29 protein-coding genes are annotated in these 24,040 nt (G+C 58.2%); 16 read left to right on the top strand and 13 right to left on the bottom strand.

Annotated features, from left to right (window positions below):
• The first annotated feature begins 123 nt into the window (after nt 1–123).
• Genes fdhD through BM069_RS07645 form a run of 4 tightly spaced genes read left to right on the top strand, consistent with a single transcriptional unit; the run spans nt 124 to nt 3,440 of the window.
• Entirely contained in the window at nt 124–1,014 is an 891-nt protein-coding gene (gene fdhD, locus BM069_RS07660; protein WP_425288672.1) for a formate dehydrogenase accessory sulfurtransferase FdhD, read from the top strand.
• Complete coding sequence (mobA, locus tag BM069_RS07655) at nt 1,011–1,655, top strand: molybdenum cofactor guanylyltransferase MobA (protein WP_093322477.1); 645 nt, start codon at nt 1,011–1,013, stop codon at nt 1,653–1,655. Before fdhD ends, mobA begins: the two co-directional genes overlap by 4 nt.
• Nucleotides 1,652–2,182 (top strand): molybdopterin-guanine dinucleotide biosynthesis protein B, encoded by a 531-nt coding sequence (gene mobB, locus BM069_RS07650; RefSeq protein WP_093322474.1) that lies wholly within the window; start codon nt 1,652–1,654, stop codon nt 2,180–2,182. Before mobA ends, mobB begins: the two co-directional genes overlap by 4 nt.
• Nucleotides 2,175–3,440 carry a molybdenum cofactor synthesis domain-containing protein gene (locus BM069_RS07645; RefSeq protein ID WP_093322471.1) on the top strand — a complete coding sequence of 422 codons (1,266 nt, stop codon included), beginning with the start codon at nt 2,175–2,177 and terminating at the stop codon, nt 3,438–3,440. The genes mobB and BM069_RS07645 overlap by 8 nt, the downstream gene beginning before the upstream one ends.
• Nucleotides 3,441–3,497: 57 nt before the next feature.
• On the opposite strand, the gene BM069_RS07640 is transcribed toward BM069_RS07645, so the two are convergent.
• Nucleotides 3,498–4,544: a hypothetical protein gene (locus BM069_RS07640; protein ID WP_093322468.1), complete on the bottom strand. Its 1,047-nt coding sequence runs from the start codon at nt 4,542–4,544 to the stop codon at nt 3,498–3,500.
• The gene (gene greA, locus BM069_RS07635; protein ID WP_093322465.1) at nt 4,541–5,011 is read right to left on the bottom strand and encodes a transcription elongation factor GreA; all 471 of its coding nucleotides are present in this window, start codon (nt 5,009–5,011) and stop codon (nt 4,541–4,543) included. Before greA ends, BM069_RS07640 begins: the two co-directional genes overlap by 4 nt.
• A 254-nt stretch (nt 5,012–5,265) precedes the next feature.
• On the opposite strand from greA, the gene BM069_RS07630 reads away from it, so the two are divergent.
• From BM069_RS07630 to BM069_RS07620, 3 genes are all read left to right on the top strand, one after another.
• Entirely contained in the window at nt 5,266–6,921 is a 1,656-nt protein-coding gene (locus BM069_RS07630; RefSeq protein ID WP_093322462.1) for an electron transfer flavoprotein-ubiquinone oxidoreductase, read from the top strand.
• A gap of 112 nt (nt 6,922–7,033) precedes the next feature.
• Complete coding sequence (locus tag BM069_RS07625; protein ID WP_093322851.1) at nt 7,034–8,746, top strand: tetratricopeptide repeat protein; 1,713 nt, start codon at nt 7,034–7,036, stop codon at nt 8,744–8,746.
• Entirely contained in the window at nt 8,730–9,581 is an 852-nt protein-coding gene (locus BM069_RS07620) for a 4-(cytidine 5'-diphospho)-2-C-methyl-D-erythritol kinase (protein WP_093322459.1), read from the top strand. Before BM069_RS07625 ends, BM069_RS07620 begins: the two co-directional genes overlap by 17 nt.
• A 13-nt stretch (nt 9,582–9,594) precedes the next feature.
• Here the strand turns inward: BM069_RS07620 and BM069_RS07615 are convergent, their stop codons facing one another.
• Nucleotides 9,595–10,596, bottom strand: a complete 1,002-nt coding sequence (locus tag BM069_RS07615) for a polyprenyl synthetase family protein (RefSeq protein WP_093322457.1) — start codon at nt 10,594–10,596, stop codon at nt 9,595–9,597.
• Nucleotides 10,597–10,668: 72 nt separating this feature from the next.
• On the opposite strand from BM069_RS07615, the gene BM069_RS07610 reads away from it, so the two are divergent.
• The 3 genes from BM069_RS07610 to BM069_RS07600 all read left to right on the top strand — a co-directional run bounded on the left by BM069_RS07610 (nt 10,669) and on the right by BM069_RS07600 (nt 12,038).
• Nucleotides 10,669–10,890, top strand: a complete 222-nt coding sequence (locus tag BM069_RS07610; RefSeq protein ID WP_093322849.1) for a putative signal transducing protein — start codon at nt 10,669–10,671, stop codon at nt 10,888–10,890.
• Nucleotides 10,887–11,636 (top strand): tRNA1(Val) (adenine(37)-N6)-methyltransferase, encoded by a 750-nt coding sequence (locus BM069_RS07605; RefSeq protein WP_093322454.1) that lies wholly within the window; start codon nt 10,887–10,889, stop codon nt 11,634–11,636. The genes BM069_RS07610 and BM069_RS07605 overlap by 4 nt, the downstream gene beginning before the upstream one ends.
• A 237-nt stretch (nt 11,637–11,873) precedes the next feature.
• Complete coding sequence (locus BM069_RS07600; protein ID WP_093322451.1) at nt 11,874–12,038, top strand: YdcH family protein; 165 nt, start codon at nt 11,874–11,876, stop codon at nt 12,036–12,038.
• 22 nt (nt 12,039–12,060) lie between these two features.
• Here the strand turns inward: BM069_RS07600 and yddG are convergent, their stop codons facing one another.
• Together yddG and gcvA are read right to left on the bottom strand one after the other, a co-directional pair.
• Nucleotides 12,061–12,930, bottom strand: coding sequence for an aromatic amino acid exporter YddG (yddG, locus tag BM069_RS07595; protein WP_093322449.1), 870 nt, complete (start codon nt 12,928–12,930; stop codon nt 12,061–12,063).
• Nucleotides 12,927–13,877: a transcriptional regulator GcvA gene (gene gcvA / locus BM069_RS07590; protein ID WP_093322446.1), complete on the bottom strand. Its 951-nt coding sequence runs from the start codon at nt 13,875–13,877 to the stop codon at nt 12,927–12,929. The genes yddG and gcvA overlap by 4 nt, the downstream gene beginning before the upstream one ends.
• A 121-nt stretch (nt 13,878–13,998) precedes the next feature.
• On the opposite strand from gcvA, the gene BM069_RS19820 reads away from it, so the two are divergent.
• Nucleotides 13,999–14,151 carry a hypothetical protein gene (locus tag BM069_RS19820; RefSeq protein WP_170846701.1) on the top strand — a complete coding sequence of 51 codons (153 nt, stop codon included), beginning with the start codon at nt 13,999–14,001 and terminating at the stop codon, nt 14,149–14,151.
• An 87-nt stretch (nt 14,152–14,238) separates the two neighbouring features.
• Here BM069_RS19820 and phbB read toward each other — a convergent pair whose 3' ends face one another.
• The 8 genes from phbB to BM069_RS07555 all read right to left on the bottom strand — a co-directional run bounded on the left by phbB (nt 14,239) and on the right by BM069_RS07555 (nt 20,390).
• The gene (gene phbB / locus BM069_RS07585) at nt 14,239–14,961 is read right to left on the bottom strand and encodes an acetoacetyl-CoA reductase (RefSeq protein ID WP_093322444.1); all 723 of its coding nucleotides are present in this window, start codon (nt 14,959–14,961) and stop codon (nt 14,239–14,241) included.
• 193 nt (nt 14,962–15,154) lie between these two features.
• Nucleotides 15,155–16,330, bottom strand: coding sequence for an acetyl-CoA C-acetyltransferase (locus BM069_RS07580; RefSeq protein ID WP_093322441.1), 1,176 nt, complete (start codon nt 16,328–16,330; stop codon nt 15,155–15,157).
• 145 nt (nt 16,331–16,475) lie between these two features.
• Nucleotides 16,476–17,324 carry an EAL domain-containing protein gene (locus BM069_RS07575; protein WP_093322438.1) on the bottom strand — a complete coding sequence of 283 codons (849 nt, stop codon included), beginning with the start codon at nt 17,322–17,324 and terminating at the stop codon, nt 16,476–16,478.
• A gap of 126 nt (nt 17,325–17,450) precedes the next feature.
• Nucleotides 17,451–17,618 carry a hypothetical protein gene (locus BM069_RS19815; protein ID WP_170846700.1) on the bottom strand — a complete coding sequence of 56 codons (168 nt, stop codon included), beginning with the start codon at nt 17,616–17,618 and terminating at the stop codon, nt 17,451–17,453.
• Between the two features lie 106 nt (nt 17,619–17,724).
• Nucleotides 17,725–18,654 carry a sterol desaturase family protein gene (locus BM069_RS07570; RefSeq protein ID WP_093322436.1) on the bottom strand — a complete coding sequence of 310 codons (930 nt, stop codon included), beginning with the start codon at nt 18,652–18,654 and terminating at the stop codon, nt 17,725–17,727.
• On the bottom strand, nt 18,651–19,040 hold the full coding sequence (locus tag BM069_RS07565; RefSeq protein WP_093322432.1) for a hypothetical protein: 390 nt from the start codon (nt 19,038–19,040) through the stop codon (nt 18,651–18,653). Before BM069_RS07565 ends, BM069_RS07570 begins: the two co-directional genes overlap by 4 nt.
• 66 nt (nt 19,041–19,106) lie before the next feature.
• The gene (locus tag BM069_RS07560; RefSeq protein ID WP_093322429.1) at nt 19,107–19,742 is read right to left on the bottom strand and encodes a hypothetical protein; all 636 of its coding nucleotides are present in this window, start codon (nt 19,740–19,742) and stop codon (nt 19,107–19,109) included.
• A gap of 30 nt (nt 19,743–19,772) precedes the next feature.
• Complete coding sequence (locus tag BM069_RS07555) at nt 19,773–20,390, bottom strand: TlpA family protein disulfide reductase (RefSeq protein ID WP_425288669.1); 618 nt, start codon at nt 20,388–20,390, stop codon at nt 19,773–19,775.
• A gap of 21 nt (nt 20,391–20,411) precedes the next feature.
• Between BM069_RS07555 and argH the strand changes: the two genes are divergently transcribed.
• From argH to lysA, 5 genes are all read left to right on the top strand, one after another.
• Complete coding sequence (gene argH / locus BM069_RS07550) at nt 20,412–21,800, top strand: argininosuccinate lyase (protein ID WP_093322425.1); 1,389 nt, start codon at nt 20,412–20,414, stop codon at nt 21,798–21,800.
• Nucleotides 21,800–21,949, top strand: coding sequence for a hypothetical protein (locus BM069_RS19810; RefSeq protein WP_170846699.1), 150 nt, complete (start codon nt 21,800–21,802; stop codon nt 21,947–21,949). The genes argH and BM069_RS19810 overlap by 1 nt, the downstream gene beginning before the upstream one ends.
• Nucleotides 21,950–22,047: 98 nt before the next feature.
• Nucleotides 22,048–22,245 (top strand): hypothetical protein, encoded by a 198-nt coding sequence (locus tag BM069_RS19920; RefSeq protein ID WP_212611519.1) that lies wholly within the window; start codon nt 22,048–22,050, stop codon nt 22,243–22,245.
• A 73-nt stretch (nt 22,246–22,318) separates the two neighbouring features.
• Nucleotides 22,319–22,636, top strand: a complete 318-nt coding sequence (locus BM069_RS07540) for a DUF2834 domain-containing protein (protein WP_093322423.1) — start codon at nt 22,319–22,321, stop codon at nt 22,634–22,636.
• 82 nt (nt 22,637–22,718) lie between these two features.
• Nucleotides 22,719–23,984 carry a diaminopimelate decarboxylase gene (gene lysA / locus BM069_RS07535; protein WP_093322420.1) on the top strand — a complete coding sequence of 422 codons (1,266 nt, stop codon included), beginning with the start codon at nt 22,719–22,721 and terminating at the stop codon, nt 23,982–23,984.
• Nucleotides 23,985–24,040: the final 56 nt, after the last annotated feature.

The raw sequence follows: 24,040 nt of genomic DNA, 5'->3' as shown, positions 1-24,040 counted from the left end.
TGATAAACAGATTAATGGTTCGCCAAGCCGTAGCGCGGGTTTTCACGGGATGCAATGAACGAAGATTCACCGGTGGTCACTTTGGGGAAACCGGACTAAGTTTTCTGTGACTGCCCGGAGGTTATTGCATTGAATGACGAAGACCTTGCCAAGGATTACCTTATTGCGCCTGATCCCTCGGCCGTGCGTTTGACGCGGCGTGTGACCGGACGGGATCACGACGGCAACGAGGCGACAATTTCGGTTGTCGAAGAACGTCCGCTGACGATCTATCTCAACAGTCGGGAAATCGTCACCGCGATGACAATTGGCGACTACCCCGAATATCTGGCCCTGGGATTTTTGCTCAATCAGGGCATGTTGATGCCCGATGATGACGTCACCGGCGTTCAGTATGACGAGGAGCTTGAGGTTGTGGTGGTGCGCACGGCGCAGGAAACCAACCACGAGGAAAAGCTGGCGAAAAAGACCCGCACCAGCGGCTGCGCAGTGGGCACGGTTTTTGGCGATATGATGGAGGGGCTGGAGGGTGTTGAGTTGCCGAACGCGCAGGTGCGCACATCGGAGCTTTATGCGCTGGCGCATAAGATCAACCGTACACCGTCGTTGTATCTGGAGGCGGGTGCCATCCACGGCACGGTTCTGTGTCAGGGAAATCGGCCGTTGGTCTATATGGAAGACGTGGGACGGCATAATGCGGTCGACAAGATCGCGGGCTGGATGTTTCAGGAAGGCGCGGATGCGGGCGATAAGGTGCTTTACACCACGGGCCGTCTGACCAGTGAGATGGTGATCAAAACCGCGATGATGGGCATTCCGGTGCTGGCGTCGCGGTCCGGATTTACAGCTTGGGGTGTGGAGATCGCGCAGCAGGTCGGCCTGACGCTGATTGGCCGCATGCGCGGGCAGAGGTTTGTTTGTCTGAGTGGTGAGGAGCGGCTGCTGCGGGACATTGATCCGGCTACGGTGCGCGAAGAGGATAAGAAACACCGGCGCAAGGGAGCACCGCAATGAAGCAGCCTCTGGGTGTGATCCTTGCGGGCGGACAGGCCACGCGCATGGGCGGGGGCGACAAAGGGCGATTGAAGCTCGGGGAGCGCTCCATTTTGCAGCATGTGATCGACCGGCTTGAGCCGCAGGTGGCGGAAGTGGCGCTGAATGCCAATGGCGACGCAGCTCGGTTTGCAGATCTGGGCTTGCCGGTGGTCGCGGATGATGTGGATGGGTTTGCAGGGCCTTTGGCGGGTGTGCTGGCGGGACTTGATTGGGCAGCAGAGCGAGGTGCTGAGACGATTGTCACAGCCGCGGCGGACACGCCGTTCTTCCCCTGTGATCTGGTGCCGCGTCTGTTGCTAGCGACCGAAGGCACGACGCATCGGCTGGCTCTGGCAGCCACGCCGCGCGGTGAGGGCGAAGAAACAAAATCCATGTCGCGCTCGGGCTTGATCCGACATCCGACCTTTGGCATCTGGCCGGTGGCGCTGCGCGACGATTTGCGCCGTGCGCTTGACGGTGGTTTGCGCAAAGTGGTGCTGTGGACCGACCCGCATGACGGGCGGCTGGCGGAATTTTCCACCGAAGGTGGCGATCCGTTTTTTAATGTGAATACCGCCGACGACCTGAGCAAGGCCCGGCAGATGGTGGGGGCAGAATGACACAGCGGATTTATGGCGTTGTCGGTTGGAAGAACGCCGGCAAAACCGGACTGATGGAACGGCTCGTGTCCGAAATTACGGGGCGTGGGTTCTCGGTGTCGACGGTCAAACACGCGCACCACAGTTTCGACGTGGATCAACCCGGCAAAGACAGCCACCGGCATCGCACGGCGGGTGCGCGCGAAGTTCTTTTGGCTTCCGGTGCGCGCTGGGCTTTGATGCATGAACTTGCGCAAGAGGCAGAGCCGCCGCTGGAGTTGCTTTTGTCCAAGCTTGCGCCGGTCGATCTGGTTCTTGTGGAGGGCTACAAACGCGACGCGCACCCGAAGGTGGAGGCCTTTCGACAGGCCACCGGTAATCCGCTGATTGCGCCGGAAGACGCCACGATCAAGGCGATTGCGGCGGACGTGACACTGGACAGTGATCGGGTGGTTTTTGACTTGGACGACACAGGGTCCATCGCGGATTTTGTCTTGTCCGAGGTGGGTTTGATGCCTGCCTTGGCGGAGGGAGGAGGCGATGTCTGAGCCGCTGGCGCCACCGCCATTGACGAACGACTGTTTTTCTTTGCCGCCCGGCACCCATTGGACTCCGGTCTCGGAGGCGCATGACATGCTGCGGGCGCGGTTGTCGGTCGTGGTCGGCAGCGAGACAGTGGCGCTGGACGCTGCGCTGGATCGGGTTTTGGCCGAAAATGCTTTCGCGCAACGTTCCAATCCGCCGCAGCCCAATTCGGCGGTTGACGGATATGGGCTGCGCCTTGCGGACACAACCGAGGGGCCAAACAGCTTGCCGCTGGTGGATGGCCGATCTGCGGCTGGGGCGCCTTATCATGGTCAGTTGCCGGAGGGCCACGCCATCCGCATTTTGACGGGCGCCACTGTCCCCGATGGCGTGGACACCGTCATCCTTCAGGAAGACGTGACAACGGACGGCGCGCAAATCGCTTTTCACGGAGGCCTTAAGTCAGGCGCCAATATCCGGCGCGCCGGAGAGGATGTGAACGCGGGCGACGTAATCCTGCCTGCGGGGCGGCGGCTGACGCCAGCCGATCTGGCCCTTGCGGCGGCGACTGGCATGTCAGAGCTGTCGGTGCGCAAAAGGTTGCGGGTGGCGGTTTTGTCTACCGGCGACGAGTTGGCACAACCTGGGGAGCAAGCGCGGGCAGATCAGATTTTTGACGCCAATCGCCCAATGCTTCTGGCGATGATAGAACAGTTCGGGTTTGAGCCTGTGGACGCGGGGCGTGCGCCGGATGATCGGGATCAGCTTCGGGCGATGCTGGATCAGGCAGCGCAAGATGCGGATTTGATTTTGACCTCGGGAGGCGCATCCGCTGGGGATGAGGACCACTTGTCAGCCTTGTTAAATGAAAGCGGAGCCATGACGCTGTGGCGGTTGGCCATAAAGCCGGGTCGCCCTTTGGCACTCGGTATGTGGAACCGCAAGCCGGTGTTCGGTCTGCCGGGAAATCCGGTGGCGGCCATGGTGTGCACGCTGGTGTTTGCGCGTCCGGCTATGGGCGCGCTGGCTGGTGAAGGTTGGCAGATGCCCACGCCGCTTATGTTGCCCGCGCAGTTTGGCAAACGCAAAAAGGCCGGTCGCCGTGAATACCTACGCGCCCGCCTGCAAAACGGCGCGGTCGAAGTGTTTGCCTCCGAAGGGTCTGGCCGGATCAGCGGTCTGAGCTGGGCTGAGGGGCTGGTCGAGTTGCCGGATGAGGCTCAGGACATTGAGCCGGGCACACCCGTGGCGTTTTACAGCTACGCGTCCTTTGGCCTTTAGGCGCTTTCTTTCCGGCAAAAGTACCTTTGGGGCAAACGGGTTCGCCCCCTTCTTGGATCAGTCAAAAATACCGGCAACACGGCCCAGCAACATGAAAGCCCGCGCGGTGCGTGTGTCGGCAAGCCGTGCGATTTCCGCGTCTGTGGCGGTTTCCTCAAACTCAACAAAGCTTTTGTCGAAACGGCGCAAAAAGTGATGCGCGGCGTCGCGGAAGATCGGATCCTGTTTCATGCGTCCGGCCGCCAAGGCCAGAGAGCTGCGGTCGCGTACGCCACCAAGCGCAGCGATCGAGCGGCCACGGTCTCCGGCGGCGAAATGGCGCCAGACCTCGGGGCGTGCCAGATCAGGACGCAGATCGTCCATATAGATCCCGTCCTGACTGAGAAGCGTGAGAATGTCTTGGCTGGCCTGAATAAGATGCGCGGCCTTTCGGTCCTTGAGCGCTTTGCGCAGGGCTGCGAAGCCCACCGCATCATCGGCGTTTTCCGGAAAGTTCAGAGCGGAAATGAAATCGTCGCGTGACAGCGGCGGCCCGAGATCTTCGGCTGGTGTCCCCAACTCCAAAAGCCCTTGATTTTCGCTGCTTGCCGTTTGGGTTTTCTCTGCGGGTTTGCGAATGCCGGTGTCGCGGTCGCGGCTGCTGGAAAACGTCGCCAGTGCGGTTTCTGTCTTGCGGGTGGCCGCAGCGATTTCGTCGAGCTTTCGGGCCACAGAGGGTTCTGAAGTTCCTTGGATCTGGGCGCCGCGGGATTGCGCCACATAGGTGCGGCGCATGCCGTCGATGGCGGCTTGAAGGCGGGCGCTTTCTTCGCGCACAACACGCGCTGAGCGTGCGGCGGTGGCCGCGACCCAGATCATCGCGACGGGCATAAAGACCGCGAGCAACGTCATGATGAAGCGCAGGTTGTCCACCTGACCCAAAGCGTTGGGGTCTAGAACCAGAAAAAACACCACCGCGGCCGTGAGCCAGACAAAGCTTAGCCCGACGGCAATCACCTCGATGCCGGTGACAGCCGGCACGCGTGGTTTGTCGTAGATGCCCAGAGGAGTTGACTTGCCGTCGCGGTCCTCTGTCCCTTTTTTTTGACCGTTGGCTTGGCTCATTTGAAAACGATAGACAGAACTTCGTAGCTTTTTTCGCCACCCGGAGTGCGGACTTCGACGCTGTCACCTTCGTCTTTGCCAATCAGCGCGCGCGCCAGAGGTGATTTGATGTTCAGGAGCCCGTTTTCGACGTTGGCTTCGTGTTCACCGACGATCTGCCATGTCTTTTCCTCGTCGGTGTCTTCATCGACCAAGGCGACTGTGGCGCCGAACTTGATGGATCCGGACAAGCTTGTCGGGTCGATGACCTCGGCGAGACCGATCACGCCTTCGAGTTCTTTGATGCGGCCTTCGATAAAGCCCTGCTTTTCGCGTGCGGAGTGATACTCGGCGTTTTCCTTAAGGTCGCCAAGTTCCCGCGCGGAGGCAATGGCTTCGATGATCGCCGGGCGTTCAACGGTCTTGAGCTGCTTCAATTCTGTTTCGAGCGCCGCATAGCCGGCGCGGGTCATCGGTAGTTTGTCCATGAGGCAGTCCCGTTGGTTATTGGCCCCGGCAAACGCACGCGGGGGCGGGTCATTCGTAAAACATGTGGCGCAACTTGCCCCAAGGCGCTCTTGAAATGCAAGAGCAGAGCGTGATGAGGGCACAATTATGCTGTGCCGCAGCGAAACATGTCGTTTTCCGATGAAATGTCGTTGGGTTCCGATTGACCGAAGCGTAAAACTCAGGCTAGCAACTGCGAAACAATATTACGCCAGCGATCCGGGAAGGGAAGCCAATGTCGGAAATCGAACGCGAAGCCATGGAATATGACGTTGTCATCGTCGGTGCAGGCCCCGCGGGCCTGTCGGCGGCGATCCGTCTGAAACAGTTGGATGCGGACCTCAATGTGGTGGTTCTCGAAAAAGGATCCGAAGTCGGGGCGCACATCCTGTCGGGCGCGGTGCTTGATCCTTGCGGACTTGATGCGCTGATTCCGGATTGGAAAGAAAAAGGCGCGCCGCTCAATACGCCGGTGAACGAAGACAATTTCTACATGCTTGGCGAGGCGGGCGAGATCCGTGTGCCGAACTTCCCGATGCCGCCGCTGATGAACAACCACGGCAACTACATTGTCTCTATGGGCAACGTGTGTCGCTGGATGGCGGAGCAGGCTGAAGAACTGGGCGTTGAAATCTTCCCGGGTATGGCGTGTTCCGAGCTGGTTTACGGCGATAACGGCGAAGTCAAAGGCGTGGTTGCCGGTGTCTTTGGTCTTGAGGAGGACGGCTCCTATGGCCCGAACACCGAGCCGGGCATGGAACTGCACGGCAAATATGTGTTCCTCGGGGAAGGCGTGCGCGGTTCGCTGTCCAAGGAAGTGATCGAAAAGTATGACCTGCAGGCCGGTAAAGAGCCGCAGAAATACGGCGTCGGCATGAAGGAAATCTGGGAGATAGACCCAGCCAAGCACAAGGAAGGCACTGTCACCCACACTATGGGTTGGCCGCTGAACTCCAACGCTGGCGGCGGCTCCTTTGTCTATCACCTGGAGAACAATCAGGTGTATGTCGGCTTTGTGGTGCATCTGAACTACAAGAACCCGCATCTGTTCCCCTATATGGAATTCCAGCGCTTCAAGCATCATCCGATGATTGCGGAACTGCTGGAAGGCGGCAAGCGCGTGGCCTATGGCGCACGGGCGATCACCGAAGGCGGGTATCAGTCGATGCCGAAGCTTGTTGCGCCTGGCGTGGCATTGCTTGGCTGTTCTGCGGGCATGGTCAACGTGCCGCGGATCAAGGGCAACCACAACGCAATGCTTTCGGGCAAGGCAGCGGCCGAGGCGGCGTTTGATGCGATCAAGGCGGAGCGGTCCGGTGATGAGCTGACCCCCTACGAAGAGGACGTGCGTGGCGGCGCCATCGGCAAAGACCTCAAGAAGGTGCGCAACGTTAAACCGATGTGGTCCAAGTGGGGCCTCACCGCGTCTCTGGCGCTGGGTGGTTTTGATATGTGGTTCCAGACCCTTACCGGCGGCTTCTCGCTCTTTGGCACACTCAAGCATGGCAAAAACGACGCCGAGGCGACCGAAGAAGCCAGCAAGCACAAGCCGATCGATTATCCCAAGCCCGATGGCAAGCTGTCTTTTGACCGCCTGACCAACGTCAGCTTCTCGATGACCAACCACGAGGAAAGCCAGCCGTGCCATTTGCGTCTGGCCGACCCCGACAAGCCGATCTCGGTCAACCTGCCGAAATTCGCAGAGCCGGCACAGCGATATTGCCCCGCCGGTGTTTACGAAGTGGTCGAGGAGGAAGGCAACGAGCCGCGCTTTGTTGTGAACTTCCAGAACTGCGTTCACTGCAAAACCTGCGACATCAAAGACCCCAGCCAGAACATCACATGGACCACGCCGCAGGGCGGCGACGGGCCGAACTATCCGAACATGTGATCGGTGGTCGCAAAGATTTGACGAAAAAGATGGGGCGGCCTGCGGGTCGCCCCATTGCGTGTCTGAAGAGCGCGGACTACCCTTCCTTGATGATTTGAAAAGGGAGTTGCCTGTGGCACATCGTTTTTTCCGCTCGGTCGCCGTTTCAGCGCTGGTGGCCGCATTGGCGCTTCCTGCGGTTGCCGACAGTTTTGCCGGCCCGTATCTGGCAGCGCGGCAGGCGAGCTATGGCAGCGATTACACCAATTCGGCGCGGTATTATTCCGAAGCGTTGATGCGCGATCCCTCTAACCCCGGGCTTTTGGAAAACGCAGTGCTGGCCTTTATGGCGCTGGGGCAGATCGAACGGGCGATGCCGATTGCGCGCAAGCTGGACGGAGAAGGTTTCCAAAGCCAGATTGCCGAGATGGTCATCACCTCGGGCATGGTGAAAGACGGGCAGTATTCCGACGTTTTGGAACGATTGGAGGCGAGCGGCATCGGGCCGTTGGTTGATGGTTTGATGAAGGCTTGGGCCCAGATCGGACGAGGCGACATGTCCGAAGCACTTAACGCCTTTGATGCCGTGGCGGCTGAGCCCGGCCTTTCCGGTTTTGCCGCATATCACAGGGCCTTGGCCCTTGCTTCTGTTGGCGATTTTGAGGGCGCGGACAAGATTTTTGCCAATGGCGCAGAAAACGGGCTGCAACGCACGCGGCGCGGTGTCATGGCAGAAGTCGAAGTGCTGAGTCAGTTGGAGCGCAACACTGATGCTCTGGCGTTGTTGGATGAGGTGTTTGGCGCCGATCTTGATCCGGAGTTGCGCCAGATGCAGGCGGCTTTAAAGGCCGGGGAGCAATTGCCATTCACCCACGTGCGCGGCGCGCAGGATGGGATTGCGGAGGTGTATTACACCATCGGCAGCGCGTTGCAGAATGAAGCCAGCGCGGATTATACCCTGCTGTATTCACGAGTGGCGGAAAGCCTTAGGCCCGATCACATTGAAGCGATCCTGATGACGGCGGAGCTGTTGGAAACGCTCAATCAGTACGAATTGGCCTCGCAGGCCTACAAACGGGTGCCCGCGGACCACCCGTCGTTCCACGCAGCCGAAATGGGGCGTGCGGAGGCGTTACGTGAATCCGGCAAAACCGAAGCGGCAATCGAAGTTTTGGAACAACTGGCGCGCAGTCAGGGCGACTTGCCCTATGTGCATTCGGCCTTGGGGGATTTGCATCGCCAAGAACGCGACTTTGAGAACGCGGTGGCCGCCTATGACACGTCGATCGAGATATTTGAGTCGCTGGAGCAACACCAGTGGTTCCTGTTTTACGCCCGCGGAATTTCCCATGAGCGGCTCGACAATTGGGAGCAGGCCGAGGCGGATTTCCGCAAGGCGCTGGAGCTCAACCCCGAGCAGCCTCAGGTTCTGAACTATCTCGGGTATTCGCTGGTCGAAAAGCAGATCAAGCTGGATGAAGCGCTGGATATGATCGAACGTGCGGTCGCTGCGCGCCCTGACAGCGGGTATATCATAGACAGCCTTGGTTGGGTTCTTTTCCGCCTTGGTCGCTATGAAGAGGCCGTTGTGCAGATGGAGCGGGCCGCTGAATTGATGCCGGTTGATCCGGTGGTCAATGATCATTTGGGCGACAGTTTCTGGGCGGTGGGACGCAAACTTGAGGCACAGTTCCAGTGGCGCCGTGCTTTGAGTTTTGTGGATGAAGAGACCGCCGAAGAGGCCAAGCCGGACCGGATCCGCCGCAAGCTTGAGATCGGCCTGGATGCGGTTTTGCAGGAAGAAGGGTCTGAACCTTTGAAAGTGGTCGATGGCTCGGACGGCTGAAGCCTTTGCGCCTGCAAAGGTCAATTTAACGCTTCATGTGACGGGACAACGGGCGGATGGCTATCATCTGCTTGATTCTTTGGTGATGTTTGCGGATGTGGGCGACAAGATCACGGTCCAAGCGGCGGATGAAACGACTGTCACTGTGGTCGGACCGTTTGCTGCGGGAGCACCAACAGATCACCGCAATCTTGTTTTTCAAGCCGCCGAGCTACTTGGAGTAAAAGCCAAGATCACGCTAGAAAAGCACTTACCTGCTGCCGCGGGGGTCGGCGGCGGTTCATCAGATGCCGCTGCCGCGCTGAGAGCCTTGACAACGTTATACAATATTCCAATTCCTTCGGGGGAAGAGATATTGAAACTCGGTGCGGATGTGCCGGTCTGCCTTGAACCTGATTTGACAAGAATGGCAGGAATCGGAGAGCAGATCAGCCGACTGAGTACAGGGTGCGATTGGCCGATGATTTTGGTCAATCCGCGCGTGGACGTGCCAACCCCCAAGGTATTCAAAGCACTTCCCAATAAGAATAATTCCGCAATGCCAGAGGCGTTTCCTGATTGGTCTCAAGACGATGTGGCGGTGTCGTGGCTTGCGGAACAGCGCAATGATTTGGAAGCGCCGGCAATTGCGATCGAGCCTGTGATTGGGGCATGCCTGGACGAGCTTCGCCTGAGCCGCGGGTGTCTGCTGGCACGTATGTCCGGCTCGGGTGCGACGTGCTTTGGCATCTTCAAAACTGTCGCACTGCGCGATCAGGCATTGGCCCAGCTGCGCCGCGATTTCCCGAAGTGGTGGATTGTTCCAACCGAAGACTGCGGCGTAAAGTTTCGATAGCTCACAAACGCGATCAATTCAGGCGGGCGACCACATAATCGGCAATACCACCTAGCAGCGCGCGAATCTCATGGTCCGGCAGGCGGGAGATCGCGGACTTGGCTTTTGCGGCCCAGTCGAGCGCATCGTCGCGGGTTGCGGCAAGGGTGCCATATTTGTCCATCAGGGCCATAGCATGGTCCAGATCGCCTTCTTCCTGACGGCCTTTCTCGATGGTGCGTATCCAGAACGCGCGTTCTTCGTCCGTGGCTTGAGCCACCGCTTTGATCACAGGAAGCGTCAGTTTGCGCTCGCGGAAATCATCGCCGACGTTCTTGCCGGTTTGGGCGCTGTCGCCCTGGTAATCCAGCAAGTCGTCTGCAATCTGGAAGGCGATGCCAAGCGCGTCGCCGTAGTCAAACAGGGCTTGGACATTGTCGGCATCCGCCCCGGCGATCACGCCGCCAACTTCGGTTGCCGCAGAGAAGAGCGCCGCTGTTTTGCCGCGCACAACCTGAAGGTAAATGCCTTCGGTGGTTTTCAAATCCGTCGCTGCGGTCAGTTGCAGCACTTCGCCTTCGGCGATGGTCGCGGAGGCGTTTGACAGGATCCGCAACACATCAATGTTGCCGGTTTCCGTCATCAGCTGGAAACTGCGGGAAAACAGGTAATCCCCCACAAGAACCGAGCTTTTGTTGTCCCAAAGCAGGTTCGCGGTCGGACGTCCGCGCCGTTGGGCGCTCTCGTCGACAACGTCATCATGCAGCAAAGTCGCGGTATGGATAAACTCCACGGTTGCGGCCAAGTGAATATGAAACGGACCTTCATAGCCACACAACCGCGCGGCGGCGAGCGTCAGCATGGGGCGAAGCCGTTTGCCGCCGGCGCCAACGAGGTGCGCAGTGACTTCGGGTATGCGTGGGGCATGTTCTGAGGCCATGCGATCTTCGATCAGGCCGTTTACCGCGGACATGTCGTCCGCAAGCAGTTCGGCGAGGGCTTCGTGAGGTTTGCTGGTGATAGTATCCAGACCCATATGGCGCTTTCCCGGCTCAACTTTTTGTGGCGAGGGTCGACAACACCGCAGCCCTGCACTTACATCCTTCATATGAAAGAGCTTTTGCGCAGCAACGACCCGACGATCATCGCCTTTGCCTCCGCCCTTCTTCAAGGAGAGGGTATAGACTGCTTTGAAATGGACGTAAATATGAGCGTGCTGGAAGGCAGTATTGGTATTTTGCCAAGACGGTTGATGGTTCTTGGACAAGACCTTGATCAGGCGGAAGCTGTGATGGCGGACAACGGAATCGCCTTGGGGCGGACCCGGTGAGCGCGTTCACCGAAAACGCCTTTTTGGGTGGGCAACTGATTTTACGTCAACCGGCGAAAGGATACCGCGCTGGGGTGGATCCGGTATTGTTGGCGGCATCGGTGCCTGCGAAGGACGGGCAGTCTGTGCTGGAATTGGGCTGCGGTGTCGGGACCGCGCTTTTTTGTCTGGCGCGTCGCGTGCCGGATCTGACTTTGAGTGCGATCGAGGTGCAGCAGGGTTATGCAGATTTGGCACGGCAGAATGCTGCGCTGAACGGAATTGAGGCGGATATCGTGACCGGCGATCTAAGCGACATGCCTGCGAGTTTGCGAGACCGCCAGTTTGACCACGTGATCGCCAATCCGCCGTATTTCGACCGCGCAGCAAGCACGCGGGCGCAGGATTCGGGCCGCGAGGTTGCCATGGGTGAGGACACGCCGCTTGACGATTGGGTGGATGTGGCCGCACGGCGGCTCAAGCCCAAGGGGTTTGCAAGCTTCATTCACCGTGCGGAGCGGCTGCCTGGTCTTTTGGCGGCGTTCTCCGGCCGGTTGGGGTCTGTGCAGGTCACACCATTGCAGGCGCGAGTAAGCCGTGATGCCGGCTTGGTTTTGATCCGTGCGCGCAAGGGAGGGCGATCTGATTTTCGCTTGTCTGCGCCGGTTGTGATGCATGAGGGCACACACCATGAGTCGGACGCGGATAGCTATACAGCACGGATTCGCGCTGTCCTGCGCAACGGGGCTGCGTTGGAGATCACCTAAGCCGGCTGGCGCGACCCAAGGACCGGTGCCAATGTGCGGCAAAAGGCTGTTGTTTTCTAAAAGTGTGCGATTCCGACTGGTTGCGCATATGCGCGACACTTCTGAGTTGCGAGATGTGGCAGATTGCGGTCAGCGGTAAATTGCTGTTGTCGCAAAAGCGATGCAAGTCGGACGTGACAGAAGCCGGATTCTGTGCTGCAATCAAATTACAGTTTTTGTTTTGATAGGAGAGACGACATGAGCGTAAGCGCACACCTGGAAGAACTGAAACGCAAGCACGAAGCACTTTCTGAGCAAGTGGAAGCGGAGCAGCGTTCACCGGGGTCCAGCGATCAGGATATCGCCGAAATGAAGAAGCAAAAGCTTAAGCTCAAGGAAGAGATTACGCGTCTATCAGTGTAAATTAAGCTCGCCGCGACGAGGTTTACCGGTCAGCTTTGATGCTGGCAAATGCGGCGCAAATCGCCCCTGCGGTGATTAAAACGGCTGCCAGCGCCAGCTTCCATGTTGGCGCGGCAAAACCGGCCGCGACAAGGGCCAAAGTAGACAGCAACGGCGCCGCGTAGGAGGCTGTCCCCAAGAGCTGTATGTCCCCGCGTTTGACACCGATATCCCAGACATAAAAGGCAAGGCCGACGGGGCCGAGCCCCAGTGCGATTGTGGAGGCCCAGCCCATAGCGCCTTGCGGCCAGACTGTGTCCTCAAGCATCAGATGCAGTCCCGCGGACAAAATCGCGGAGGCGAGACAGAACACGATGACAGAGGCGGTTGGGATATCGCCAAAGCGCCGCGACCCAACCGAATAGACAGACCATGTCAGGGCGCAGGCAATCGCCAGCAGATAGCCTTTGATATGTGCCGGATCAAATCCGCTTCCGCCGCCGAGGATAATCAGGGCAGCACCGGACAAACCAAGACCAGCGCCGATCAGGTGGCCGCTGCGCAGGCGCTCGCCAGGCAAAAGACCGGATAGCAATACAATCAGGAGAGGCCAAAGATAGGCAATCAACCCCGCCTCTGCGGCGGGCGCGTTGCGCAATGCGCTGAAATACAGCGCGTGATAGCCAAAAAGGCCAATCGTCCCAAGCAGGTAAACGTGCCATGGAACTTGGCGCAGGGCTGACAGGTTTCCTGTCGTCATTCCCCAGACCACGCCGAGAGTTCCGCCGATGCCAAAACAGATGGCGTTCAAAAGCAGGGGCGGCGTCGGGGCGCTGCCAACCGTGAACAGCGCAAGCAATGACCACAGAAAAATGGCAATGAAACCCATGTATGTGGCGCGAGATCGGCTCATGCTGGGGGGATGTCCTCTATGGGCGTCAAAGTCAGGGCATCTGTTATGTGCGCGGTTTTTGCGATTTCGTCCAGTATCCAATGTCGGAAAGCTGCGATGTGCGGCCGGTCCTGCGCGCCTTGAAGGCACAAAAACCGGAATCGGGCCTGAAGGCTGATGGCTTGAGAGAAGGGCGCAACAAGGCGGCCTTCGTTCAGATCTTTCACCACCAGAGCGCGGCGGCCCAAAGCGACGCCAGCACCGGCGAGGGCTGCGTCGATTGAGTGGTCCGCCCCAGAGAATCGTGGGCCGTGTGATGTGTCAAAATCGAGCCCCATCATGCGAATCCATGCGGCCCAATCGGCACGGGGTCTGAGGAAATTGATGGATTCGTCGTGGATTAGCGTGGCCTTGGCGAGAGACTGCGGTGTCGGGAATTCCTTAGCGATCTCCGGCGTCATTACCGGCGTCACCCATTCGCGGGCTAGCGGATATGTCCAAAGTCCAGGAGCGTCTTTTTCGAGCCCGAAGCGGATTGCCACATCCACTTCGTCGCGGGCGAAATCCACGTTGCGCAGTGTGGCGGAGAACCGCAGATCAATTTCGGGGTGGGCACGGGCAAATTCAAAAAACCTTGGGGCCAGCCATTTGGCTGTAAAGCCGGGTCCTGCTGTGACCATCAAGGTTGCATCGTCGGTTAATCGCTGGACGCTTCGCCACGCTGCATTGAGTGTGCGAAAGCCCTCCTGAGCGCCCGGGGCAAGCGCCTCTCCGGCTTCGGTCAATGTCACGGCGCGGTTAAGGCGGTGAAACAGCGGCGCGCCGAGATGTTCCTCAAGCGATTTGATCTGAAACGACAGGGCCGCCGGCGTGACGAACAACTCCTCGGCCGCTTTGGCAAAGGACATGTGGCGTGCAGCGGCGTCAAAGGCCCGCAATGCGGTGAGGGGAGGGAGGCGGTCTGACATGACTTCAGTTAAATATTACTTAAGTGAAGATGTCAAAACTCTCGTTTGTGGGTTTTGATTGCAGTGTTCATATTGGTTGCAGTTAAGAAATACTGACAACAAGCAGCCCGAGGAGGCGACCATGATTGAAGTTCCTACAAATGCCCGCATCGCCAAAGCCATGCAAAAGGCCCACGCAGAACGTGGCCGCGCCTTTGCCGGCATGCTCAAGTGGCTGTTTGGCAAATCCGAAACACCGCTGGCCGATTATGGCCTTACGGTGCCGTCCCGCTGAGCCTGTCGCTAGGCACTTACGGGACATATAAGAAAGGGCCGGTCGCGCGACCGGCCCTTTTTGTTGGTTGTAATCTGACCGTTAAGATCAAACGAAGAACTGACCACCGTTGGCCGAGATCGTCGAGCCATTGATGAAGCCGGCATCGTCAGAGGCAAGGAAGGTCACGCAGCGTGCGATTTCTTCAGGCTCACCCAAACGACCTGTCGGGATTTGGCCAATGATGGAGTCGCGGACTTTCTCTGGAACCGCCATCACCATCTCTGTGGCGATGTAGCCCGGGCAGATCGCGTTGGCAGTGATGCCAGCACGGGCGCCTTCCTGTGCCAGAGATTTGACGATGCCGAGATCGCCTGCCTTTGTTGCCGCATAGTTCACCTGAGCAAACTGGCCTTTTTGACCGTTGATCGAGGAGATCACGATGACGCGGCCGAACTTGCGTTCGCGCATGCCGTTCCACAACGGGTGTACGGTGTTGAAAACGCCGGTCAGGTTGGTGTCGACGACTTCGTGCCACTGTTCTGGCGTCATTTTGTGGAACGGCGCGTCGCGGGTGATGCCCGCGTTGGCCACCACAACGTCAATCGGGCCAAGATCGGCTTCGACTTGCGCGAGGCCTGCTTTGGACGCCTCATAGTCGGCGACGTTCCATTTGTAGGTTTTGATGCCAGTGGCCGCTGTGAAAGCCGCGGCTTTCTCGTCGTTGCCTGCATAGGTGGCTGCAACCTCGTAGCCTTCGGCCTTGAGTGCTTTGGAAATGGCTTCACCGATACCGCGGCTGCCGCCGGTGACGAGTGCTACTCTTGCCATGATGGTCCCTCCAATTAGATAAATGGTCTGGTAATTCTGTTACGATCTATAAACGCACTACGCAACATAATTGCGTGATGAATTGCCGCACCGCAGATATTTTTATGCTGCTAGTGCGAAATTGCCTCCCTAAAACAGCATCGGGGCGCCCGATTGGGCGCCCCGATGCAGAATCACGTGCAGGGCGCCGGAGTTACGGGCGCTCAAGGCACATAGCGACACCCATGCCGCCGCCGATGCAAAGCGTTGCGAGGCCTTTTTTGGCGTCGCGGCGCTTCATTTCAAACAGAAGTGTGTTCAGGATGCGCGCGCCGGATGCGCCAATCGGGTGACCGATGGCAATGGCGCCGCCGTTCACGTTCACGATGGCCGGATCCCAACCCATGTCCTTGTTCACGGCACAAGCTTGCGCAGCGAAGGCTTCGTTGGCCTCAACAAGATCGAGTTCTTCGGCGGACCAACCAGCCTTGTCCAGCGCCTTGCGGGAGGCGTAGATCGGACCAACACCCATGATCGACGGATCCAGTCCGGCGGTGGCGTAAGACGCAATCCGTGCGAGCGGTTCAATGCCGCGCTTTTCGGCTTCGTCAGCAGACATCAGGAGGGCGCCAGCGGCACCGTCATTCAGACCGGACGCGTTTGCGGCGGTCACTGAGCCGTCTTTCGCGAAAGCGGGGCGCAGCTTTTGCATGGCTGCCATGGTGGCGCCGTGACGGATGTATTCGTCCTTGTCCACAATGATGTCACCTTTGCGGGTTTTGACGGTGAAAGGGATCACCTCATCGTCAAATTTTCCTGCGTTTTGAGCGGCTTCCGCTTTGTTTTGCGAGGCGACAGCAAATTCGTCCTGCTGCTCGCGGCTGATTTGCCATTTCTCAGCGACGTTCTCGGCGGTTTGGCCCATGTGGTAGCCGTTGAAGGCATCCCAAAGACCGTCGCGGATCATGGAGTCGATGTATTTGACATCGCCCATCTTGGTACCCGCGCGCAGGTGCGCAACGTGAGGGGACAGGGTCATGTTTTCTTGTCCGCCCGCAGCAACAATGCTGGCGTCGCCCAACTGAATGTGCTGTGCGGCGAGAGCAACCGCGCGCAGACCTGAGCCGCACACCTGATTGATGCCCCAAGCGGCGCTTTCTTGCGGAAGGCCGGCATTGATATGAGCTTGGCGCGCGGGGTTTTGACCCTGACCGCCGGTCAGTACCTGACCGAGAATGGTTTCAGATACATCTGCCTTTTCCACGCCTGCGCGGGCAACAAGCGCCTCAAGCACAGCGGCGCCCAGATCATGGGCCGGAGTGTTGGCGAAAGATCCGCTAAAGCTGCCCACTGCGGTGCGGGCTGCGGAAGCGATCACGACATTGGTCATATGGTAGTCCTCCACTTGGTGTCGGGCGCAGCATCACCGCTCGACGCCCCTCCAACAAGGTGCTGACGCACCTTTCCGCAACGTAAGTAGCGTATTTGCCGCACTGCGGCAACGGACAGCTTGTCTCAGCGGAGGGGAGAGCCCGTTACGCCGCGGAGGAATGGCGGTTTTTTCTGGTCCAGGGGGGAGAAACGGTCGGTGCCCCAAAGGCAAAACCCTGAAGGCAGTCAAACCCGAGTTCCTGCATTGTCTGCGCGTCTGCGGGGCTTTCGATGCGGCTGGCGACAGAGATCATGTCAAAACGCTCTGCAATGGCCGCAACAGCGCCGGCGAGTACCTGATTGGCGGAGTCGTTGGCAATGTTGTGGCTGAAGCCACCGTCAAGCTTGACGATGTCAAAGTCGAAGTCGCGGAAAATGCGCAAGGAGGACAGGCCCGAGCCGTAGTCATCTAGTCCGAAAGAGATGCCTTTGATTTGCAGGTCTTCCATAAAGCCGCGCACGATGTCGGGTACCTGTGTCACGGATTTCTCGGAGATCTCAAGGATAAGGCGTTCCGGTACGGTCGCCCCGCGCGCCAGACCTTTTTGAAGTGTTTGCATCCAAGGCGCGTAGCCGATGGAGCGGGCTGACATGTTGATGGAAAGACGCAGGTTGGGTTGGGCCGCCAGCGTTTCGAGGCCAAGTTCCAGAGCGAGACCATCAAGCTGTCGCCCGAGTTCGCTGTCCTCAATTGCGTCGATGAAATCTTTGGCCGGAATAATGCGGCCGGTTTCGTCCAGAACCCGCAGCAATCCTTCAAAGTAGGCGGCGTGTTTGGTTTTGCCTGATTGAACCACCGGTTGGAAAGCCAGCATCACCTGTTTGTGCCGGATCGCATCGCGGACCATGTCCAACGTGGACGAATCGCGACTGCTAACAGCGTAGGTCAACGGATTCCGTTGCTCGCGGCTCATCGCGGCTTTGCGGTTTTTCTTTTTCCTCGGGCGGTCCATGCACGACATCCTGCAAAACGGGTGAAAGTCCGTGCAGAATAACGGAGAACGGGTGAATCCTTCTTTAACGGTCCTCTATAGAGGGCGCCGGCAAAACGAGTAGAATTCTAGGTATGCCCTTGGGAATTAGCGAGGCAGGCGCGGGTCGCGTCGCTCTACACGAACCGGAACCAGAACGGCACGCTCGTCCAATTGGGGGCCGTGAAAGGTGACAGCAAGCGCCGATACCAAGTCGGACATGTGCGCCATGGCACGGGAAACAAGATCACGAATTGTGGAGGCTTTAACGAACATCTGATCGCTCCTACTGCTGTCTTACGGAATCAATGTATGTCTTGCGCACCGGAAGTCAAGAAATCGCCACATTCTTCTTTTGCTTCACCAAGGCCCTGGATCGAACTCAGGAAAAGCCAGCGGTGCCGCGATCTTCGGGGTGACGTTCAAGGTGCGCTTCCTTGAGTTCATCAGACGATTTCCGACTTCCGTCATGGCTCCAGCCCGGGGGCGCAACGGCATACATCAGGCGTTCCCGAAGGGTCAGGCCGCGCTGCGTCATGTCTTTGAAAATGCCGATCCACTCATGGAATGCGACACGCAACGGATTGAATGTACCAAGGTTATGAACAAGGCCATAGTCGACCCGATCACTGTCCTGTTCAGGAACAAAGGTGCCAAACATCTTGTCCCAGATGATAAAGACACCTGCATAGTTGCAGTCGAGATACCTGGCGTTGCGGCCATGGTGGGCGCGGTGGTGGCTGGGCGTGTTCATGACTGCTTCGAACCAGCGTGGCAATTTGTTGATCGCTTCGGTGTGAATCCAGAACTGGTAGATCAGGTTCACGCCGCCGCAAAACAGCACCATTGCCGGATGAAACCCGAGAAGAATGAGAGGCGCCCGGACCACCATCATAAACGTGAATGTGCCGGTCCATGTCTGGCGCAGGGCCGTGGTCAGATTGTAGTGTTGCGAGCTGTGGTGATTGACGTGACTGGCCCAAACCCAACGGATGCGGTGGCCAAAGCGATGCACCCAATAATAGCGCAGGTCGTCCAGTACGAAGCAAATCAGAACGATCCACCAGCTGTTGCCCAGATCAAGCGGCGTGATTTCCCAGAGAACCATGAAGAAGCCGTAGGCGATAAATCCCAGAATGATGCCGGACGCCACATTGCCGGCGCCCATGATCAATGACGTCACAGCGTCGCGGGTTTCGTAGCGCCCGCCGCGTCCCTTGATTGCGATCCATGCAAGTTCGATCAGAATCGCCACGATGAAAAAGGGCACAGCCAGTTTCACAACATCCGGATAGGTGATTTGGTCGGTCATTGTGCCTCCAGCAGCTTGAGCCAAGCAGCGCGCGTCTTTTCGTCGAGCTGCACATCGAGATTGGAAGAGCCAAAGTCAGGAAACGTGAACCGCAGTCCGGTTTGTGTGACCTCGGGCTGATTGGCGCCGAGAATTCGGGCAACTGTGTCGTCCCCAAAGCTCCAGACAATACCGTGCCCGCCATCAAAGGCGATCAGGGCTGCATGGGCATCAGTGGAAAGCGAGACCTTGGTCGCCGGAAGTTCGGGCACCTCCCGCTCCCAGGCAGCCACGGCCGTGGCTTCGTCAGTGAACCGATGGGGCGCTGTCAGGCCCAGAAAATGTAGTAGCGCAGCAATGCCGGCGATGCCGCCGATCACCAATGCGAGCAATATTTCCAAAGACATGCCCGTCGTCCTCCTCCGGACAAAAGGAAGCCTCTATGAGTGGTGTTTGTCAAAGGTGGCGTGGGGTCAACCGGACCGATGCACAATTTGACAGGCTTGTTTGCTGGGATCGGTTGCGGCGGTTCGCATCTCTTTCGGCATTTTTCGCCACAGTTTGCGGGCAGCTTTTTGGCATCGGCGCAGCGCCTCGGATTCGGCGGCGTCGCGGCTGTGTTCGGCCCAACTGAAACCTGAAGCGCCATTAGCGCTTTGGGCGAAAGCGCCGTAGCGCTCAGGATCCTGAAGGCGTTGGTATTCGCGAAAGTCTTTGTTGCCCTGTCTAGACAGGGTGATACCGGTGGCGGAAGCGTCGTGTTTCTTGGGAAGAACGCGGGCGTAGAGGACACAGCCAAACGGGCTGCGGGAGTTGGCTTCGCAGGCCGCACGGGCATAGCCGTCAGCGACGTCCAGTGAACTGGCGTTGTAGTAATACCCTGCGGTGTTTTCGGCCGGATTGGCGTAGAACACTCCGTAGAAGTCGGCCTTGCGTTTGAACGTTTTGAAACTCGACTTGGCATTTCCGCGCAGTTTGACACTGCTTAATTCGTGCAGGCGACTTTTCTTTTTCTCGACGTTGATACCCTGCGCATGACCAACTCCGGCGGACAAGGCCACCGTGCAAATCAGGCAAGTTTTCAACAGAGGCATTATGCGGTCGATCATTTGGGTATGCGCGTCCGCTCTTGCGGATATTTACTGAGTGTTCATCATTATTAACGCAGCGACGATAGCACGCGCATTTTCGCTCGACCAGTCCGCATCCCCTTGAAGTCGCGCAATTTCTTGACCATTCGCATCAATAATCAGCGTTGCGGGCAGCCCAAGCACTGCCATGTCGCGGGCCAGCTTCTGTTTGGGGTCGCGGTGGAGTGGCAAATTGTCGACGCCGATCTCTTCGAAGAATTTTTTCATGGCGGGGACCATGTTGCGGCCTGTGGCAATGGTGACAACTTCAAAGGCGTCACCGCCAAGTTGCGTCTGAAGTTCGGAGAGCATCGGCATTTCGTGACGGCAGGGCGCGCACCATGTGGCCCAGAAATTCAGCAAAACGATTTTGCCTTCGTAAGCGTCAAGTGTGATGTCCTCGCCATCCTCGGAAATGAAGGCATTGGTGGAGACTTTCTTTGGGTCGCTGTGGAAGTTCAGCTTGCGCATGTCGCCGTCGCGCATCTCTGTCAGGTTTTCGATTGTGACCGTGTCACCGGCCATCGCCCCGGTTGCAGAGACAAACAGGCCTGCCGCGATTGCGATTGCTGCGCACGCCGTATAAACCGACGCGGAACACTGCTTGATGAACCCGAAACTTTTCATTTTCCCTCCGAAGGGCAGACGATGACCAAAGATACCTCGAACCAGATGTGGGGCGGCCGCTTTGCCGCAGGACCGGATGCGATCATGGAGGCGATCAACGCCTCGATCGGGTACGATCAGCGAATGGCGGCGCAAGACATCGAAGGCTCGCGGGCCCATGCGGCAATGCTTGCCAAGACGGGCATCCTGACTGATAGCGATGCCGAAGCCATTCGGGAAGGGCTTCTCACGGTCTTGTCAGAGATCGAAAGCGGCAATTTCGAATTCTCCGCGGCTTTGGAAGACATCCATATGAATGTGGAAGCACGGCTGAAGGACCTTATTGGCGAACCCGCTGGCCGTTTGCACACGGGACGCAGCCGCAATGATCAGGTCGCCACAGACTTCAAACTCTGGGTGCGGGATCAGATCGACGCTGCGATCGACGGCATTGCCGCGCTGATCCGTGCGTTTGTGGCGCAGGCCGAAGTCGGCGCCGATTGGGTGATGCCAGGTTTCACTCATTTGCAGACCGCACAGCCCGTCACATGGGGCCACCATATGATGGCTTATGTCGAAATGCTGGGTCGTGATTTGACCCGTTTTCAGGATGCGCGCGCGCGCATGAACGAGTCGCCCTTGGGTGCGGCGGCTTTGGCCGGCACATCCTTTCCGATTGATCGCGCGATGACGGCTGAGGCCTTGGGATTTGACCGTCCCGCAGCCAACTCTTTGGATGCTGTTGCAGATCGCGATTTTGCGCTCGAATTCCTGTCGGCGTCCAGCATCTGCGCCATGCACCTGAGCCGCTTTGCCGAGGAACTGGTGATCTGGTCCTCTGCGCAGTTCCGCTTTGTGACACTGTCGGATCGCTTCTCAACCGGCTCGTCGATCATGCCTCAGAAAAAGAACCCTGATGCGGCCGAGCTGATTCGCGCAAAGATTGGCCGGATTTTTGGTGCAAACACTGCGCTGCTGATGGTGATGAAGGGACTGCCGCTGACCTACTCCAAAGACATGCAAGAAGACAAAGAGCAGGTCTTTGATGCGGCGGACAACCTGATGCTGGCGCTGGCCGCTATGGAAGGCATGGTCAAAGATATGACGGCCAACCGCGAGAGCCTTGAAGCCGCAGCCGGAAGCGGTTTCTCAACAGCGACCGATCTGGCCGATTGGCTGGTGCGGGCTCTCAATATGCCGTTCCGCGACGCGCACCATGTTACAGGCACGCTTGTTGCTCTGGCAGAATCCCGCGGGTGCGATTTGTCGGACCTGACGCTGGAAGATATGAAAGGCGTACATGAAGCGATCACCGCTCATGTCTTTGATGTTTTGGGTGTGCACAATTCTGTCGCTTCGCGTCTGTCGTACGGTGGCACAGCACCGCAACGGGTGCGCGAGCAGATCGCGCGGTGGAAGGAAGCTCTCTGATGATTTTGCGCGGCGCGTTGGCACTTGCTATTCTGGCTTTGGCGGCCTGTGAGCCGACAGGGTACCGTCCGCCGGAACCGGAGCCGCAGAAAAAGTCAGGCATCACTGTAAGTGGCACAGCGCGCGTCGGGGTTGTGACGTCGTTTTGATCCGCAGCCACATTTGACGGCTTTTCCCCTTAGTCGCGCTTTGCCAAAAAGGGCTCGGCGCGATAAACTACGGGAGCTGCTAATTTTCAGGTGTTGATATGCGAGTCGTTTTTGTTGTTGCGATGATGGGTCTGCTTGCGGGCTGTGGAGTGGACGGAGAGCCGTGGACGCCCACGATGTCGGGCACTGTCGGAATAGGCTCTGATGGCGTTCACACGTCCGGCCATATCGGCATTAGCAACGGACCAGTGAGCATTTCCGTCGGCGGCGGCTGTTATCGTTATGGTTGCTGGTAAATTGTTTTGAAGGGTTGAACCGGACGGGCGTGTCGGGCGTAACTGTTGACACCACCTTGAACCGGAGCGCGCTATGTCCCCTTTACGCTATGTCTTTCTTGCTCTTGCCATTTGGGGTGCGATCCATCCCATGGCGTATTTCGCGCCGTGGATAGCGGAGAACGGGTTTGACCTTCAGGCCATGGTCGCGCTGTGGAAGGCCAATGACGCCGTCACCGGAATTTACTGGGATCTTGTGATCTCGGCTATTGCCCTGAATGTCTGGATTATCGCCGAAGTGTCGGTGAGGCGGAACTGGCTTGCCTTGTTGGCCATTCCGGCGACGTGGATGATCGGTGTCAGCTGCGGCTTGCCTCTTTATCTTTTCCTGCGCGCAAAGCCGATCCGCTGATCGTCGATTTGCGCCATTGTACGGCGCCTATCTCGGCGTTATGACGTCTGCTGACGTATGATTGACCGGCAGGAGGCGCCGCATGGACCATTTTCTCTATCGCGACGGCGCGCTGTATGCCGAGGACTTACCCGTAACCGAAATTGCTGCTGAGGTTGGCACGCCGTTTTACTGTTATTCCACCGCCACACTTGAACGGCATTTCCGTCTGTTTGACGAGGCGCTTGAAGGCACGGATCACCTTGTTTGCTATGCCATGAAGGCCGCGAGCAATCAGGCGATCCTGAAGACGTTGGCCGCAGTGGGCGCCGGAATGGACGTGGTGTCGGGCGGTGAATATGCGCGGGCCAAGGCCGCAGGAGTGCCCGGCGACAAGATCGTGTTCTCCGGCGTGGGCAAAACCGAAGACGAAATTGAATTGGCACTAAGCGGTGGCATTCGGCAGTTCAACGTGGAGAGCGAGCCGGAAATGGCGGCAATCAGCGCTGTGGCCACACGGCTTGGCGCAACGGCCCCGATTGCGATCCGTGTCAATCCGGATGTAGACGCCAAAACCCATGCGAAAATCGCCACCGGAAAATCCGAAAACAAATTTGGCATCCCGATCAGCCGCGCGCGCGAGGTTTATGCTCTGGCCGCCAGTCTTCCGGGGCTGGACGTTGTTGGTATCGATGTACACATCGGCTCGCAGCTGACACAGCTTGAGCCATTTGAACTGGCCTACAATAAAGTGGCGGAGTTGACAGAAACTCTGCGCGCGGATGGGCACAACATCCGTCGTCTGGATCTTGGGGGCGGGCTGGGAATTCCCTATGAGCGTTCCAACTCTGCGCCGCCCCTTCCGGTGGAATATGGCGCGATGGTCAAAAAGACGCTTGGGCACTTGGAGTGCGAGATCGAAATTGAACCGGGTCGCCTGATTGCGGGCAACGCGGGCATCATGGTCAGCAAGGTGATCTATGTGAAATCCGGCGAAGACCGCGAGTTCCTGATTATTGACGGTGCGATGAACGACTTGATCCGGCCGGCAATGTATGAGGCGCACCACGATATTGTGCCGGTTCAAGAGCCTGAACCCGGACAGGAACCGGCGCGCTATGACATTGTTGGGCCTGTTTGCGAAAGCGGCGACACCTTTGCCAAGGCCCGCGATTTGGCAACGCTAGAAGCGGGCGATCTTGTCGCGTTCCGGTCGGCTGGGGCTTACGGCGCAGTGATGTCCAGCGAATACAACTCGCGGCCTTTGATTCCGGAAGTGCTCGTGAAGGGGGATCAATTTGCAGTTATCCGCCAACGCCCGACCTATGAAGAGATGATAAACCGCGATAGCATTCCTGCATGGCTTTGAGGCAGGTGCCTCGGGGGTCGAGGTCCGGCCCCAAATTGCCTTGTGGATGGGAGCGC

This window comes from Shimia haliotis (assembly GCF_900114415.1).
GTDB classification, from domain to species: domain Bacteria; phylum Pseudomonadota; class Alphaproteobacteria; order Rhodobacterales; family Rhodobacteraceae; genus Shimia; species Shimia haliotis.
The sequence above is the reverse complement of the archived record's forward strand: the minus strand, read 5'-3'. Positions and strand labels throughout refer to the sequence as shown.